Origin of the sequence: Moorella mulderi DSM 14980 (assembly GCF_001594015.1) — a bacterium.
Taxonomy (GTDB): Bacteria; Bacillota; DSM-521; order Neomoorellales; family Neomoorellaceae; genus Neomoorella; species Neomoorella mulderi.
The window spans coordinates 97,765-114,094 of sequence record NZ_LTBC01000007.1 but is presented as its reverse complement, the minus strand read 5'-3'; the positions used below and the strand labels follow the sequence as shown (position 1 = coordinate 114,094).

The 16,330-nt window shown below is 52.6% G+C and carries 18 protein-coding genes and 1 pseudogene; 17 read left to right on the top strand and 2 right to left on the bottom strand.

The genetic code is table 11. The annotated features are described in order from the left end of the window. Window positions 1-62 precede the first annotated feature (62 nt). Window positions 63-392, top strand: a complete 330-nt coding sequence (locus tag MOMUL_RS10020; RefSeq protein ID WP_062284585.1) for a UPF0175 family protein — start codon at window positions 63-65, stop codon at window positions 390-392. Further along, entirely contained in the window at window positions 376-876 is a 501-nt protein-coding gene (locus tag MOMUL_RS10015; protein ID WP_062284583.1) for a PIN domain-containing protein, read from the top strand. Before MOMUL_RS10020 ends, MOMUL_RS10015 begins: the two co-directional genes overlap by 17 nt. 376 nt (window positions 877-1,252) lie before the next feature. Here MOMUL_RS10015 and MOMUL_RS10010 read toward each other — a convergent pair whose 3' ends face one another. Then, window positions 1,253-2,254, bottom strand: coding sequence for an ImmA/IrrE family metallo-endopeptidase (locus tag MOMUL_RS10010; RefSeq protein WP_062284582.1), 1,002 nt, complete (start codon window positions 2,252-2,254; stop codon window positions 1,253-1,255). Beyond that, window positions 2,254-2,610, bottom strand: coding sequence for a helix-turn-helix domain-containing protein (locus MOMUL_RS10005; protein ID WP_062284580.1), 357 nt, complete (start codon window positions 2,608-2,610; stop codon window positions 2,254-2,256). The genes MOMUL_RS10010 and MOMUL_RS10005 overlap by 1 nt, the downstream gene beginning before the upstream one ends. 157 nt (window positions 2,611-2,767) lie before the next feature. On the opposite strand from MOMUL_RS10005, the gene MOMUL_RS10000 reads away from it, so the two are divergent. The 15 genes and pseudogenes from MOMUL_RS10000 (at window position 2,768) to MOMUL_RS09930 (ending at window position 16,290) form a co-directional block, all read left to right on the top strand. Beyond that, a complete protein-coding gene (locus MOMUL_RS10000) occupies window positions 2,768-3,016 on the top strand; it encodes a helix-turn-helix transcriptional regulator (RefSeq protein WP_062284595.1) in 249 nt (82 codons plus the stop codon). Between the two features lie 195 nt (window positions 3,017-3,211). Next, on the top strand, window positions 3,212-3,718 hold the full coding sequence (locus MOMUL_RS09995) for a GcrA family cell cycle regulator (protein ID WP_062284579.1): 507 nt from the start codon (window positions 3,212-3,214) through the stop codon (window positions 3,716-3,718). Window positions 3,719-3,783: 65 nt separating this feature from the next. Further along, window positions 3,784-3,987 carry a hypothetical protein gene (locus tag MOMUL_RS09990; protein WP_161485002.1) on the top strand — a complete coding sequence of 68 codons (204 nt, stop codon included), beginning with the start codon at window positions 3,784-3,786 and terminating at the stop codon, window positions 3,985-3,987. A 9-nt stretch (window positions 3,988-3,996) separates the two neighbouring features. Continuing rightward, window positions 3,997-5,040, top strand: a pseudogene (locus MOMUL_RS09985) (protein prkA); the annotation flags it as partial. 10 nt (window positions 5,041-5,050) lie between these two features. Next, entirely contained in the window at window positions 5,051-6,220 is a 1,170-nt protein-coding gene (gene yhbH / locus MOMUL_RS09980) for a sporulation protein YhbH (RefSeq protein WP_062284575.1), read from the top strand. Next, a complete protein-coding gene (locus tag MOMUL_RS09975) occupies window positions 6,204-7,601 on the top strand; it encodes a SpoVR family protein (RefSeq protein ID WP_062284574.1) in 1,398 nt (465 codons plus the stop codon). The genes yhbH and MOMUL_RS09975 overlap by 17 nt, the downstream gene beginning before the upstream one ends. Before the next feature lie 178 nt (window positions 7,602-7,779). Further along, window positions 7,780-9,078, top strand: a complete 1,299-nt coding sequence (locus MOMUL_RS09970) for a phenylacetate--CoA ligase (protein ID WP_062284572.1) — start codon at window positions 7,780-7,782, stop codon at window positions 9,076-9,078. A gap of 14 nt (window positions 9,079-9,092) precedes the next feature. Continuing rightward, entirely contained in the window at window positions 9,093-9,524 is a 432-nt protein-coding gene (locus MOMUL_RS09965; RefSeq protein WP_062284570.1) for an ACT domain-containing protein, read from the top strand. Between the two features lie 20 nt (window positions 9,525-9,544). Continuing rightward, window positions 9,545-10,648 carry a histidinol-phosphate transaminase gene (gene hisC, locus MOMUL_RS09960; RefSeq protein WP_236713071.1) on the top strand — a complete coding sequence of 368 codons (1,104 nt, stop codon included), beginning with the start codon at window positions 9,545-9,547 and terminating at the stop codon, window positions 10,646-10,648. 67 nt (window positions 10,649-10,715) lie between these two features. Then, the gene (locus MOMUL_RS09955; RefSeq protein ID WP_062284567.1) at window positions 10,716-11,324 is read left to right on the top strand and encodes a GerMN domain-containing protein; all 609 of its coding nucleotides are present in this window, start codon (window positions 10,716-10,718) and stop codon (window positions 11,322-11,324) included. A gap of 147 nt (window positions 11,325-11,471) precedes the next feature. Further along, entirely contained in the window at window positions 11,472-13,382 is a 1,911-nt protein-coding gene (locus tag MOMUL_RS09950; protein WP_153018347.1) for an N-acetylmuramoyl-L-alanine amidase, read from the top strand. Between the two features lie 105 nt (window positions 13,383-13,487). Then, window positions 13,488-14,015 (top strand): DUF2179 domain-containing protein, encoded by a 528-nt coding sequence (locus tag MOMUL_RS09945; RefSeq protein ID WP_064774381.1) that lies wholly within the window; start codon window positions 13,488-13,490, stop codon window positions 14,013-14,015. Between the two features lie 84 nt (window positions 14,016-14,099). Then, window positions 14,100-14,906 carry a glutamate racemase gene (gene murI, locus MOMUL_RS09940; RefSeq protein ID WP_062284564.1) on the top strand — a complete coding sequence of 269 codons (807 nt, stop codon included), beginning with the start codon at window positions 14,100-14,102 and terminating at the stop codon, window positions 14,904-14,906. 12 nt (window positions 14,907-14,918) lie between these two features. Further along, window positions 14,919-15,674: a ribonuclease PH gene (gene rph / locus MOMUL_RS09935; RefSeq protein ID WP_062284562.1), complete on the top strand. Its 756-nt coding sequence runs from the start codon at window positions 14,919-14,921 to the stop codon at window positions 15,672-15,674. After that, window positions 15,667-16,290 (top strand): XTP/dITP diphosphatase, encoded by a 624-nt coding sequence (locus MOMUL_RS09930; RefSeq protein WP_062284560.1) that lies wholly within the window; start codon window positions 15,667-15,669, stop codon window positions 16,288-16,290. The genes rph and MOMUL_RS09930 overlap by 8 nt, the downstream gene beginning before the upstream one ends. The last annotated feature ends 40 nt before the right edge of the window (window positions 16,291-16,330 follow it).

The window sequence follows — 16,330 nt, the reverse complement described above, 5'->3', positions numbered from 1 at the left end:
GGAGGGAAGGGGGGTGGCAAAGGGCGGGGGGATAGGAAGATCAGGGTGTGCAGTAGGCAATATTGATAAACTGGCAGGCCTGGGGTAAAATGGTGGTAAGGAAGGTGATTGAAATGGCTAAAGAGGTTGTCGTGAAAATACCTGATGATGTCTATGAAAGTTTGGGATGGAAGAAAGATCTGGCCGGGGAAATATTGAAGAGATTAGCTGCAGCGTTATATGCTGAAAGGAAAATCTCTTTGGGGAAAGCTGCTCAAGTCAGTGGGTTATCTTATGTAGCATTTTTGGATGTCCTTGCCGAAATGGGTATCACATTAAATTATGATGAAGAAGAATTAGAATACGACCTGGAAACCGTAAGGAGGCTATTGGCGCGTGAAAGTAATAGCTGATACTTCCATGCTGATAGCCTTGTCCCATTTGCGGCAGTTAGATTTGGTGAAAAAGCTATGGAGTAAGGTTTTTATACCGGAAATGGTTTATGAGGAAGTTTTGCAAGGAGGTTCTGGAGGCACTGGCGTTCAAGAAGTAGAAAACGCTGTGAAAGCTGGGTGGTTGATAGTTCATAAAGTGCAGTCAAATAGAGAAGTGGCCTTCTTGACGACGGTATTGGGACCAGGTGAAGCTGAGGTTTTGGTATTAGGGAATGAACTCAATGCTAACCTGCTTTTAATTGACGAAAAGAAGGCGCGGCGTATTGCAATTCAAGCTGGGTTTGAGGTGTTAGGAGTGTTGGGTGTAATCAACCTGGCGGTAAGCAAGAATTTAATTGATCGCAAAGAAGTTCCTACAATTGTGGATACCTTAAAAAATAAAGGATTCCGTTTGGGGGAAGGCCTGGTTGAGAGGTTTCTTAAAAGCTTGGAGATCCAATAAGTACCGGTATGCCGGTGCTTTTTGATTCCTAACGGAACGAAAAGAGGGCATAGCGAAATATTGCGTTTGTATGCACTATAAGAGGCCTGAACGGTAAGGTATTAATGCACTTTACCCTCACTCGCCGGCCAGCAGAAATGGCGTACATTGGGGTTAATGCCCGGTGGCACTTCCGTAACAGTAGAAGGGGCATCAAATAATTTCAATAGTGCTGTTACCATCAGGTGGTTTAACCCTTTAATAGGGCGCGGAAACGCTCATGTGATAGTATAGAGAACCATCTTCCCTCATGGTTTTTGTGAAGCAAACCCGTGTCTTTCCCGGGAACTCGCCCCAGTGCCGAGGACGAAACTTTTTACGTTCTCAACCTCTCCCATTAAAACGGTAAATCTTCTTCGCTAATTTGTAAGTCATCTTCTTCAGTTTTTGCTCTTATTGCCAGCAAGTTGCCCTCCTGATCAAACTCCGTCACAACTTCCCGCGAAAGAAGTTCCTCCAGCATTATGTATAAAGTAGCATCATCGCAAGGCTTTAGGATGCCTGCCTTAAAAAGTGTTGTTTCGTTTCCACAGTATTCGCAGTAGCGGGCATCGGCGACATTGTGGGCATGGCACTCGATACAATCATTATATAGGAATAACCCGCACATCTTACAGTAAGATGCGCCTTCAGAGAAATCCGTATTGCCGCATCTAGGGCAAATAGTGAATCGCATATTTTCGTCAAGGTTAATTCTTAATACGTCTTTTTGCATGGCATAAACCTGCCCTTTCTCTTCGGCCACTGCTACCGTAGCTATGGCCATCTCAACTTCCTTTTTGGCACGTCGCTGTTCACAAAATAGCTGTTCAATTTTGGCTTTGGGATAGATATGTAGTTCATCTAACCGATTTATTACAGCTTGCCAGGATACTTTGAAGATATTCTTTAACCGAGCTATTTCGCTAATAGTTAATGGAAATCTTACGGCTTGACGAAATTTATCCTCAGGCATCAAATATTCCGTAGTAAATATATTGGCCTCCCGGTTTAATATCCAGTGTTCAAAAGGCAGCAGGTTGTCAACATCGAATTCTTCATGATGCTTGAGCACAATATGTGCCGTTTCATGGCCATAAGTCCAATTGTCGCGGCCTTCAGGAAGATCGCGATTGACATATACCTCGTACTTTCCATTTCCCAAGGAGCGGGTAAATCCTTCTTCATGAATAAAGTCAGGGTCTTGAGAAGAGCTAAAAATCTTTAAAACTGCGACCTGCTTTAAAACCTGCCTGGCGTCAATGCCATTGTATTCCACTAATCCAAGTTGTTGCCGTAAAAACCTGGCGGCTGCTATCGCCTGTGCCTTCCTAACCCTTCTTGGTCTTTTCTTACCCATCAAATATCATCCGTATCCTCTATTGCTGCTTTAATGATTCTGGCAATGCGCCGGCGTTCTTCAGGTGTTGGTTTCTTCCCACAGCGTCGCAGCACGTCTGTTACTTCGGGCCAATCTTCTTCTATAGTAGAACGGTGCTGGCCAGGGTTAGGGTCGTCTGTCCTGCCTAAAAGGAAATCTACACTGACGTTGAAAAAGTCGGCGAGACGTTGAAGAATATCTTGACTAGGCTGTTTCCTGCCAGCTTCATAATGAGCAATAATACTTTGGCTTAAATGAAATTTTTTCCCTAGAGCTTCTTGGGATAATTCTTTTTGTTCTCTAAGAGATTTTAGCCTTTCCCCAAAAGTCGCCATTTTACTCACCTCTTTAATTATATAATGACCGTTAGTAATATTAAATAGGCATGACCATTGGAAATATTTTTTTGAACTACACCTTGACAACATTACCATAGGTACTTATAATAGCAATTAAAGAGGATTACCTCGGGTAATGGAAGGCGAGTTAATAATGAAAAACCGGCGTTTAATAGAATTACGAGAAAAAGCTAACCTGACACAAAAGCAGTTGGCCGAAATCATTGGTATATCTCAAAGTATGATTGCTCGTATTGAAAGAGGGGATCGCGAACCCCGCAAACATATTAAAATGCAGTTGGCAAAGTTCTTTGGTGTGACCGTTGAATGGCTTTTTTATGAACAAAATGAGTACTTAGAGTCATATAACACTCTAACCCCTACCGGCACAGATGGAGAATAAAAAAACGAAAGCGGTAGAGTAATAAAGCCGTTTAACGATTTTATATTCGCCATCAACATGCCAAAGCCTTCCATAAGCAATAAGCTTCAGGGAGGAGAAATAAGTGGAGGCAACAGTCAACTAACCTCTGGGTAATTTGCCTAAAAGCATAAAAATATATCCAGGGAGAGGATTAAATTGCCGGAGGGGCAATATATGGGGGTAGTATGCCCGTCGGGAAATGTCAAAAACCCCGGGGGTAGGCCGCTCCTTGTAGACCTTGAAAAGCTTAAAGAACTCCATGCCGCAGGAATGACCGATGTTGAAATAGCTAATGAATTAGGAGTTAAACGAAGTACAGTAGCTATGGCCAGAAAACGCCTGGGACTTACTGCTAACCGTAGGGTTGGCGAACATGGTGGTACCACTCAAAGGTCTACCAGCGAGGAAGAAGCCGCTATCATGGCCTGGCTCCAACAACAGCAGGCCGTCAATGCCGCTGAGATGTCAGCCAGGAGGGTGCAGGTGGGCGGCGGTGACTGGCTGAAGTGGGCCGGGAGCGCCTATGAACTGGACGGTAACCGCAATAAGTACATATGCACATTGGACCCTACCAGCCGGCCGGCGGACCTGCCGTTAATAATATCGGCAATGGGTAATATACCTTCAGTTAGAGGTTTTAAGAAAGGCAAGGGCGGCGGTAAAAGACCTCTCCTACCATAAAATACCGGGTTATACCCGGCATTTTTCTTTTTAAGGACAGGCCGGGTTGGCAAGTTTGGCCACATATGTATATTCTTGAGGTGGTCCGCATGGAAATTAAAAACCGTTTCGGCACCATAACGGTTCACATGCCATCGAGGCCTCCGACGCCCGAGGAGGAAAGAAGGTTATATGCAGTCCTTGTAGAATGCTTAATTGAAAAGAAGGCGGCACCAGAGCACGGCCAAAATAGCCGGGAAAATCAAGCAGAACAAGCAGTGGCGGTTTAGTGCTATGAGGTAACATCCGACGAGGTAATAATTGCCCACACCAACGAAGCGGAATACCGGGCCTTTATCAGCAACCCCAAGAATGAAGCCCTGCAGTCCCGGATTATGGTCATTCCTATTCCCTATAACCTGAAGGTGCGGGATGAGGTAAAGATTTATCAAAAACTAATCCGCCAGAGCGATATTACCGTCCACATTGCCCCCTTTGCCCTCCAGGCGGCAGCCATCTTTTCCATCCTGTCCCGCCTGAAGGAATCGAAAAAGCAGGGTATGGACCTCTTAAAGAAGATGAAGCTTTATGACGGCGAGGATGTGGAGGGTTTCAAGCAAAAGGACGTCCTGGAACTCATGAATGAAGTCGAGGGGGAGGGCATGAGCGGCGTCGACCCCCGCTACGTCATCAACCGCATTTCCAGCGCCCTGATAACTGCCGATACCCGCTGCATCAATGCCCTGGATATCCTGCGGGCTTTGAAGGACGGCCTGGACCAGCACCCCTCCATTACCAAAGAAGAAAAGGAACGCCTCATTAATTTTATTGCCCTGGCGCGCCAGGAATACGACGAATACGCCAAGAAGGAAGTCCAGCGGGCCTTTGTTTACTCCTATGAAGAATCAGCCCGGGCATTGTTTAACAACTACCTGGATAATGTGGAGGCCTTTGTCAACAAGACCAAGGTCCGCGACCCCATTACCGATGAAGAGCTGGACCCCGATGAAAAACTCATGCGTTCCATCGAGGAGCAGATCGGTGTTACGGAAAACGCCAAGAAAGCCTTCCGGGAAGAGATCCTCATCCGCCTTTCTTCCTATGCCCGCAAGGGCAAGACCTTCGATTATAATTCCCACGAGCGCCTGCGGGAGGCTATTGAGAAAAAGCTTTTTGCCGACATGAAGGATATCATCAAGATTACCACTTCCACCCGGACGCCGGACCCGGAACAGTTGAAGCGCATCAATGCCGTTATCGACCGCCTCATTTCTCAGCATGGCTATTGCCCGGTGTGCGCAAACGAGCTGTTGAAATACACCGGCAGTCTCTTAAACCGCTAAGTGCGGAGTGATGGCCGTGGATACCCAGTATAGTCTGTCGCGGGAAGACTGGTCCCTGCACCGGAAAGGCTACCTGGACCAGCAGCGGCACCAGGAAAAGGTGCGGGAAGCCATCAAGAAAAATCTACCCCAGATTATCACCGAAGAAAGCATCATCATGGGCAAGGGCAAAAAGGTGGTCCGGGTGCCCATCAGGAGCCTGGAGGAGTACCACTTCCGCTTCAATTACAACCAGGGCCGGAACGTTGGCCAGGGCAGCGGCGGTACCCAGAAGGGAACGGTCATTGGTCGCGAGGCCCCTGATGGCGCCGGTAAAGGCCCTGGAGCGGGCGACCAGCCGGGAGTTGATTACTACGAAGCCGAGGTCACCCTGGAGGAAGTCCAGGAAATGCTCTTCCGGGACCTGGAACTACCTAATCTCCAGGAGAAGAAAAAACCCATCCTGGCTTCACCCACCTATGAATTTCGCGACGTCCGCCGCAAAGGCCTCATGGGTAACCTGGATAAAAAACGCACCCTCCTGGAGAACCTCAAACGCAATGCCATGAAGGGGAAGCTCTTCATTGGCGGCATCATTCCGGAGGACCTGCGTTTTAAAACCTGGGAGGAAAAAATGCGCTATGAGACCAGTGCCGTGGTCCTGGCCATGATGGATACCTCCGGCAGCATGGGGACCTATGAGAAGTATATCGCCCGGACCTTCTTTTTCTGGATGGTGCGTTTCCTGCGCAGCAAGTACCAGCAGGTGGAAATTGTCTTCATTGCCCACCATACCCAGGCCAGGGAAGTAACCGAAGAAGAATTCTTTGCCAAGGGCGAAAGCGGCGGCACCCGCTGTTCTTCGGCCTACCAGCTGGCCCTGGAGATTATTGACAAGCGCTATCCCCCGGCCGATTATAATATCTACCCCTTTCATTTTACGGACGGCGATAACCTTCCCAGCGACAACGAGACCTGCCTGGAAGCCGTCCAGCTGCTCTTGCCTAAAGTAAATCTCCTGGGCTACGGGGAGATTGTTAACCCCTATTACCGCACCAGCACCCTGATGAACGTCCTGAAACGCATCAAGGATGAACGCCTGGTGACAGTGGCCATCAAGGATAAAAGCGAGGTCTACCAGGCATTACGGCAGTTTTTTGCCGGCGCAAGAGGGAGGGAATCAGGTGGAACAAGAATTTAAGGCCCTCGCTAAAGCCATCGAAGCCATCCACGACCAGGCCAGGAAATTTGGCCTGGACTTTTTTCCCATGCGTTTTGAACTCTGCCCGGCTGATGTGATCTATGCCTTTAGCGCCTACGGTATGCCAACCAGGTTCACCCACTGGACTTTCGGTAAACACTTCTATAAGATGAAGCTCCAGTATGACTTCAACCTCAGCCGCATCTATGAACTGGTCATCAACTCCAACCCCTGCTATGCCTTCTTGCTGGAGGGTAACGACCTGATCCAGAATAAACTGGTTATTGCCCATGTTTTTGCCCACAGTGACTTTTTTAAAAATAACGTTCATTTTGCCCCAACCTCCCGTCAAATGGTAGAAACCATGGCCGTCCATGCTGCTAAAATCAGGGAGTACGAGTTTAAATACGGCCACCGGGAAGTAGAGATTTTCCTCGACGCCGCCCTGTCCATCCAGGAACATATCGAGCCCCCCGCCGTCTTTCCGGTAGCGGAAGAGGAGGGGGAAAAGGAAAAGGGCCCTTCCCGCCCTCCGGAGACACCCTATGATGACCTCTGGGCCCTGGACGGCAAACCGAAGGAACAGCCCAGGGAACGTATCCGGAAGATACCACCGCGGCCAACGAAGGATATGCTGGCCTTCATCATGAACAACAGCCCCGAGCTGGAGGACTGGCAGCGGGATATCCTGGCTATAGTCCGGGAAGAAATGCGGTATTTCTGGCCCCAGATGGAAACTAAGATTATTAACGAAGGCTGGGCCACCTACTGGCACGCCCGCATTATGCGGGAACTGGATTTAACAGAAGAAGAAACCATCGAATTTGCCCACCTCCATGCCAGCGTCAGCCAGCCGGGCAAAATGCAAATCAATCCCTATTATGTGGGCAGCAAGATTTTTGAGGATATCGAAAAGCGCTGGGATAATCCCAGCCAGGAAGAGCGGGAAAAATACGGCCGCAAAGGTGGGGAGGGCCGGGCCAAAATCTTTGAGGTCCGTACCTGTGAAAACGATATTTCCTTCCTGCGCAACTACCTGACCAGGGAACTGGTCGAAGAGCTGGACCTCTTCCTCTACCAGAAGGTGGGGTCGGAATGGGTGGTGGTGGAGAAAGACTGGGAAAAGGTCCGGGATGGCCTGGTCGGCCGCCTGACCAACTGTGGTTTTCCCTATATCGTCGTCGAGGATGGTGACTACCAGCGGCGGGGTGAACTATACCTCAAGCATTGCTATGAAGGCCTGGAACTGGATGTCCCGTACCTGGAAAAGACCCTGCCCTATGTTTACCTGTTGTGGGGCCGGCCGGTCCACCTGGAAACCGTCATTGACGGCAAGACGGCTGTATTTAGCTATGACGGCAAGAAAAATAGCCGCCGCTAAATTTATAGCAGGAATCCCTGCTTTAATGTGGAAATATCTTTAGTATGTCCGGATGGTGGAAACCCTGAAGATGGGTGGTTATCACGAAGACAGGTATTTAAATAGAAACTGGCGCAGCTAGTTTCTACCAAAGATCTCACTTCCCACTTCTCACTTCTCATATATGGGGGAGAACGGTTTGTACTGGAATGAAAGATACGAGTGTATGCCGGAGGAAGAATTAAGGGAACTCCAGCTGGAGCGCCTCCAGGCGACGGTCAAAAGAGCCTTTTTTAACGTGCCCTTTTACCGCAAAGCCTTCCAGGCCATCGGCCTGGAGCCGGGCGATATTAAAAGCCTGGATGATCTCCACAAATTGCCCTTCACCACCAAACAGGATTTACGGGACAATTATCCCTTCGGCATGTTTGCCGTGCCCATGAGCGAAGTGGTACGCATCCACTCTTCATCGGGTACGACCGGCAAGCCGACGGTGGTCGGTTATACCCGCCATGATATTGACGTCTGGGCCGAGCTTATGGCCCGGGCCCTGGTCTGCGGAGGGACAACCCGTCACGATATTATCCAGAACGCCTATGGTTATGGCCTCTTTACCGGCGGACTGGGGATTCATTATGGCGCAGAACGCCTGGGTGCATCTGTTATCCCCATCTCCGGCGGTAATACCAAGCGCCAGATAATGATCATGAAGGATTACGGTAGTACGGTTCTTACCTGTACTCCCTCCTATGCCTTGCATCTAGCCGAGGTAATGGCGGAGATGGGTGTCAGCCCCGGGGAGTTAAAGCTCCGGTGCGGTATTTTTGGTGCCGAACCCTGGTCGGAAAACATGCGCCAGGAGATCGAGAAACGGCTGGGGATCAGCGCTGTTGATATCTACGGCCTGAGCGAAGTTATCGGTCCCGGCGTGGGCATTGAGTGCCAGGAGAAGAACGGCCTGCATGTTTTTGGCGACCACTTCCTGGTAGAAGTCATTGACCCGGTGACGGAGAAGCCGGTGCCGCCGGGACAGCTGGGCGAGCTGGTCATCACATCGCTCACCAAAGAGGCCCTGCCGGTCATCCGTTACCGGACCAGGGACATTACCAGCCTGATCCCCGGGACGTGTTCCTGCGGCCGCACCTACGTCCGGGTGGCCCGCTTCACCGGGCGGACGGATGACATGCTCATTATCCGTGGGGTCAATGTCTTCCCCTCCCAGGTGGAGAGCGTTCTCCTGGAAATGGGCGGTACCGAGCCCCATTACCTCCTCATTGTGGACCGCCAGGGAGCCCTGGATACCTTGGAGGTCAAGGTTGAGGTTTCGGATTCCCTTTTCTCCGATAAAGTCCGGGGCCTGGAAGAGCTGGAAAAACGGCTGGTCAACGAGCTGGAAAGTACCCTGGGCATCAGCGTGAAAGTCACCCTGGTGGAGCCCAAAACCATCGAGCGCAGCGAAGGGAAAGCAGTTAGGGTGATTGACAAGCGGAAGATATGAGGGGAGGCGAGTCTATGAAAATCAAACAGCTCTCGGTATTCCTGGAGAACAAGTCGGGCCGGCTGGCGGCAGTAACGCGCCTGCTGGCCGGGCGGGGGATCAACATCCGCGCCCTGTCCATTGCCGACACTTCTGACTTTGGCATTTTACGCCTCATCGTCAACGATCCAGAACAGGCCTACCACGCCTTGAAGGAAGCTGGTTTCACCGTCAGCCTTACCGAGGTATTGGGGGTGGAGATGCCGGACAGGCCCGGAGGGTTGAGCAACATCCTGTCTATCCTGGAAGAAGCAGGCATCAACATCGAATACCTCTATGCCTTTATCGGTAAGGGCGATAACGGTGCCCTGGTGATCTTCCGCGTTGAAGAGCTGGATAAAGCTATTGCCATCCTCCAGAGGAGGGGTATAACCATCCTGGAAGGGGAAAAAATTTATCGTTTATAGCGAAGGAGATGAAATTAAAATTGGCCACTGTACCTGCATGCCGGGAAGCCATCCTGGCCATTAAGCCCTATGTACCCGGGAAACCAATTGAAGAAGTCCAGCGTGAACTGGGGGTACAGGATGTAATTAAACTGGCGTCCAATGAAAATCCCCTGGGCCCTTCCCCGGATGCCGTCCAGGCTTTACGGGAGGCCAGCGAGAGGGTTTACCTGTACCCGGACGGGAACTGCTATTACTTGAAAAATGCCCTGGCGGAAAAACTGGGTGTTTCCCCGGAGAACATCATTGTAGGTAACGGAACCGATGAGATAATAAAAATGCTGGCCGAGACCTACGTCAACCCCGGAGATGAAATAGTCGTCGCCGAGCCAACTTTCTCCGAGTATGAGTTTGCCGCCCAGGTCATGGCCGGTCGAGCCATCAAGGTCCCCTGCCGCAGTTTCCGCCACGACTTGAAGGCCATGGCCGCCAGTATAACGCCCCGGACACGGATGGTCTTTATTTGTAACCCCAACAATCCCACGGGTACCATTGTCGGCCAGATGGTCCTGGACAGCTTTTTAAAGGAAGTACCTCCTTCCGTCCTGGTGGTTCTGGATGAAGCCTATGCCGATTACGTAACGGCCGAGCACTATCCTGACAGCCTGGCCTATGTCCGCCACGGGCGGGCCAACGTCATTGTCCTGCGTACTTTTTCTAAAATTTACGGCCTGGCGGGCCTGCGGGTGGGATACGGCGTGGCCGCACCGGAAATTATTAGGAACCTGAACCGGGTGCGGGAGCCTTTTAACGTTAATCTCTTAGCCCAGGCGGCGGCCATTGCCGCCCTCAAGGATGAGGCCCATTACAAGAAGAGCCGGGAGATAAATATAGAAGGCAAACAGTACCTCTACGAACAGTTTACAGCCCTGGGCCTGCAGTATGTTCCTACAGAGGCCAATTTCATCTTTGTCGACATCCAGCGGGACAGCCGCGCTGTTTTCCAGGAGCTTTTAAAAAGAGGTGTAATTGTCCGTACCGGGGATATCTTTGGCTATGATAATTACCTGCGGGTGACAATAGGTACACCGCGGCAGAATGAACGCTTTATCCAGGCCCTGCGGGAAGTTTTGGGTAGGGCGTAAAAATCAGGAATATATCCCTCCTTTCCTTGATATTTATGTTATAGCAGGATTGAAAGGAGGGATTTTTTTGCGGGCAGGCAGGTACTTGGCAGTTGCAGTGAGTTTGTTGCTTGTAGTTGCTTTGGCGAGCGGTTGCGGTTTTATAGACGGGTTGACAGGCAAGTCACGGTCCCAGGTCCAGGTCCAGTTGCCGCCGCCGGAAACCAGCACGCCGGCAACCGGGGCCGAGGAAAAGAAAGAAAGCACCAAAACCACCCAGGTTGTCCTCTATTTCAGCGACCCCACCGGGAATTACCTGGTGGCCGAGCAACGCACCCTCCCGCTGGTAGAGGGTATTGCCCGGGCAGCCATAGAGGAACTCATTAAAGGACCGGGGCCGGGTTCGCAGCTCCTGCCGACTATTCCCAGGGGAACGGTCCTAAAAGATATCAACATCCGCCCCGACGGCCTGGCCAGGGTAGATTTCAGCAAGGAACTGGTGGCCAACCACAGCGGCGGCTCCCTGGGGGAAAGTTTAACCGTCTATTCTATCGTTAATACCCTGACCCAGTTTCCGACAGTCAAGCAGGTCCAGTTCCTGGTGGACGGCCAGTTTGTTAAAACTATTGCCGGCCATGTCGATGTTTCGACAGCCATGAGCCGTAATGAAAGCTTAATCAAAAAGGAAGCCCAGTAAGCATTTGTTTAAAAGTGTCAAATAAATGGTGCCTCTCCGGGCACCATTTTTGTTTTTTCAACAAAAAATGGCCACTGCGGGAGGAAAGGAACTGCGGGCAGCGAATACTATGTTAGCCGCAAAAAATGAAAGGAGAAAGGAAGGGTGATGGACAGGCGTATATCGACCGGCCGGCCGGGTCTTTTATTGTTACTGCTGGTGTTAATGTACATATTAACGCTGGGCTTAAAGGCCCTGCCGGCCACAGCCGTCCCCGGTGTTACCCTCATCCTTAACGGTACCCGGGTTGACCCGGCGGTACCGCCTTATATTGACGGCAACGGCCGCACCATGGTACCCCTGCGCTTTGTTATGGAGTATATGGGTGCCAGGGTGGACTGGGTAGAAGAAGAACAGGGTATTGTCGTTAACCGGGGAGCAACAACTTTAAAAATGTGGATTGGCAGCCGCCGGGCCTCTGTAAATGGACAGGCCATCCTGCTGGATACCACCCCGGTGTTAAAAGGTAATACCACCATGGTGCCGGTCCGTTTCATCTCCCAGGCCTTTGGCGGCCAGGTGGACTGGAATGCTGCCTCCCAGACAGTCAGGATCACCCTGGGAACAGTACAGGGTGCCAGCCAGGTGCGCCTGACGGGCAGCTATGTTAATATCCGGTCCGGCCCGGGGCTGGATTATAATATCCTCGATGTCCTCCCCCGGGGGACGGTTCTAAGGTTCACAGGCGAGGCTCCCGGCTGGTATCAAGTACAGTTAAATGGCGGCCGGCAAGGCTGGGTTTCAGCTGCCTATGCCGAGCCGGTCTATGATAATAACCTACCGGGGAATGGCGGGCCGCCTGGTGAAAACCCGCCTACGGGCGGAACTCAGCCCCCGGCCGGGAACCCCTTACCCGGCGACGGCCAGCCGCCGGCCGGACAACCCCTGGGCCTTGCGGTTGTCGGCAGCCGGCCGGTGGCAATTTTGGCCGGCCCAAGCCCGGTGGAAAAGCAGGTGGGTACGGCTGCCGCCGGTAGCAAACTGCCCATTTGGCAGAAAAAAGGTGACTGGTGGCAGGTGGAAATGGCTAACGGCCAGCGCGGCTGGCTGGCCAGCGCCCTGGCCACCTTTGCGCCCTACGAACCGCCGGGAGGTGAGCCTGGTGGCCAACAACCCGGCCTCCAGATTACCGGGGTAACGGTTGTACCAGCAGGCGATGCCCTCCAGGTTACCGTTAAAGCCAGCGGGGTTTTTACTTATAAGACTTCCAGCTGGAATAATCGCCTGATTGTCGATGTGGCGGGCGCCGTCCTGGCCGTACCGGAAGGGCAGGAAACGGTGGAGGTTAACCGGCCTCCCCTGGCCAGGGTGCGCCTGGGGCAGTATACTGCGGATACCGTCCGCATCGTCTTTGACCTTAACGGAGCTGCCCGGATGAACGCCCGGCCGGCTGCCGATCAGGGCGGGATGATCTTTCTTTTAGAAAAGCCTTCCCTCAAGGGCAGTAAGATAGTCATTGATCCCGGTCACGGTACAGATACGAATGGCGCTGATCCTGGTGCCATTGGCCCTACCGGGGTTAAGGAAAAGGACGTCAACCTGGCTATGGCCCAGAAACTTGCCGCCCTGCTTCGCAGTGCGGGGGCCAGCGTTTATCTTACCCGCAATGGCGAGACCTGCCCCTATACCCTGGCGGGCCGGGCCTATTACGCCAATGATCTGGGTGCCGACCTCTTTATCAGCATCCACTCCAATGCATCCTATAGCCCCGATGCTTCCGGCACGTCCACCTATTTCTATGCCCCGCCGGACACGGCTCTCGGACAGCAAAGGGAAGAGCGCCGGCGCCTGGCTGCTGCCATCCAGTCTGCCCTGGTAGCAGCTATCGGAAGGAAAGACCTGGGTGTCCTGGAGGCCAATTTCTCGGTCCTGCGCAATACCGAGATGCCCTCAGTATTGGTCGAGACGGCCTTTATCTCCAATCCCACCGAGGAACAGCTTTTGAATAGCCCGGCTTTCCAGGCCAGGGTAGCGGAGGGTATTTTTAAGGGGATCAGTGCCTACTTTGACGGTAATTAATTTTACCGCTAATTAGCCCCGTGAGGGAGTCTGCAGTGACTTGCAGGCTCCCTGCTTCTTTGTTACAATGGGGGAGCAACGGCAACCTGCTGAGGGGGGATACCGGTGCTGGCCTTGGTGGGGGGGTATTTTTTAATTTTTTTGGCCCGGGTTACCGATGTCAGCCTGGCTACTTTAAGAATGCTCCTTTTAGTCAGGGGTAAACGCTTTTATGCTGCCGGTATCGGGCTCTTTGAAGTTACCATCTATGTGGTGGCTTTAAAATATGTAGTTGACCGCTTAAACGATCCGGCGAGCCTTATTTTTTACGCCATGGGCTTTGCCACAGGAAATATTATTGGTAGTATTATTGAAGAAAAGGTGGCCCTGGGGCAGGTGACGGTCCAGGTAATTACCCTCCATAATCCCCTTGAACTGGCTGAAACTTTGCGGGCAGCCGGCTTCGGAGTTACTATAACTGAGGGCCAGGGCCGGGATGGGTGCCATCCCATTTTAAACCTTAGTTTTCCCCGTAAACAGTTAAATGAAATCCAGCAAATGGTAAATCATTGGGATCCAGGTGCCTTTGTGGTTGTCCATGAAGCAAGAACCACTCATGGTGGTTTTTGCCGTTACCGGAGCAAAGGAAAATAGACATTAACGCTTAAGCTGCAAGCATATAATATGAGGTGCTGGTCTTTATATTAAGATAAGGACCTCGATAAGGAGTTGAGGGCGGTGCAGCCCGTCCAGCCAGTGGGAGTTTTTGATTCCGGAGTTGGGGGTTTGACGGTTGCCCGGGAAATTACCCGGCAACTGCCGGCTGAGACAATTATTTATTATGGTGATACGGCCCATGTACCCTATGGTTCCCGAACTGTAGACGAGCTGATAGGTTTTGCCGATGCCATTGCCGGCTTTTTAATTGCAAAAGGAGCCAAGGCTATTGTTGATGCCTGCAATACTACTTCCGCCGTAGCCCTGCCTTACCTGCAAAAAAAGTATCAGGTCCCGATTATCGGGGTAATTGAACCCGGAATAATAGAAGCCCTGCGGGCAACACAAAATGGCCGCATCGGCGTCATGGCCACCGAAGCTACCGTGGCCAGCAATGCCCACCGGGAAGCCCTCCTCGCCCGTTCCGGGGAAGTCCAGGTTTTTGCCCGGGCCTGTCCCAAACTGGTACCCCTGGTAGAGGCCGGACTGGTTTCCGGGCCCCAGGTAGAGGCGGCAGTGGCGGAGTACGTGGAACCCTTGGTAGAGGCGGGAATTGATACCCTGATCCTGGGGTGTACCCACTATCCCTTCCTGGCACCCGTTATCCAGGAAGTAGCCGGCCCGGGCGTAACTCTAATCGACCCGGCGGCAGCTACGGTACGGGAGCTGAAGGAAGTCCTGGCCGCCGGCGGCGGTTTAAGGCTGCCCCACTTCTCCCAGGCCCACAATTTTTTTGTCAGCGGGGATGCCCGGGCGTTCAGTGAGGTGGGATTCAAACTGGTCGGCTGGCCGGAACTCAAAGGCGCCAGGAAGCTGGAACTGGAATAGGGGGTGGCGACCATGGCCTTGACCAGGGCAAAGGGGCGTAACCCCAGGGAGTTGCGCCCGGTGACGATAGAACGGCATTATCTTAAGTACGCTGAAGGCTCGGTATTGATCAGCATGGGCGATACGCGGGTCATCTGCAGTGCTACCGTCGAAGAAAAAGTACCACCCTTTTTACGCAACAGCGGCAGGGGCTGGATTACAGCCGAGTATGCCCTGCTGCCGCGATCAACCCAAGAGCGGACCGTCCGGGAAGCGACCCGGGGCCGCATCAGCGGCCGCACCCAGGAAATCCAGCGCCTCATCGGCCGGGCGTTACGCAGCGTCGTCGATACGGCCATTTTAGGCGAAAGGACCATCTGGCTTGATTGCGACGTCCTCCAGGCCGACGGCGGTACCAGGACGGCAGCCATTACCGGCAGTTTCGTAGCCCTGGCCGACGCCCTGGCCAGGCTGGTGGCGGCCGGGACCATACCCCGGCTGCCCCTCGAGGATTTCCTGGCGGCTGTCAGCGTGGGACTGGTCAACGGTGAACTGCTGCTGGACCTGGATTTTGAGGAAGATTCCCATGCCAGTGTTGATATGAATGTAGTTATGACCGGTTCCGGGCAGCTGGTAGAGATCCAGGGTACGGCGGAAAAGCAACCCTTCAGCCGGGAAGAAATGGCCGCCATGCTCGACCTGGCCGGGGAAGGGATAGCCAGTTTAATTGCCATCCAGCGGCAGGTCCTGGGGCCCCTGGCGGACCAGGTAGGGACAGGCCATGAGTAGGATAGTCGTAGCTACCGGTAACGAAGGGAAGGCCAGGGAATTCCGGGAGCTTTTGCGGGGACTGGATGTGGTTGTGGCAACCTTAAGGGATTTCCCGGATTTGCGTATGCCTGAGGAAACGGGGCAGACCTTTGCGGAAAATGCCACTTTGAAGGCGCGGTCGGTGGCAGAAGGCACCGGCCTGCCGGCTCTGGGGGATGATTCCGGTCTGGAAGTGGATTTTCTTAATGGAGCGCCGGGGGTTTATTCCGCCCGCTTTGCCGGCGAACCAGCCGATGACTGGCGGAATAACGCTAAACTGCTCCAACTTTTAGCCGGTGTACCGTGGGAACAACGTACGGCCCGTTTCCGCTGTGCCCTGGCCCTGGTAACTCCCGGAGGAGACACTTACCTGGCTGAAGGCACCCTGGAAGGCTTCATCGCCCTGGAGCCCCGGGGTGAGTGCGGATTCGGTTATGACCCCCTGTTTTATCTGCCGGAATACGGTAAAACCCTGGCCGAACTGGGGGAGGAAATTAAAAACAATCTCAGCCACCGGGCCCGGGCCGTCCAGAACCTCTGGCCGGTTTTAAGCCGGCTGTGGCCGGGCGATAAAGCAGGTGATACAAGATATTAATGATTTTGCCCGGCAGTGGCAAAAACTGTTTTTGACTTGA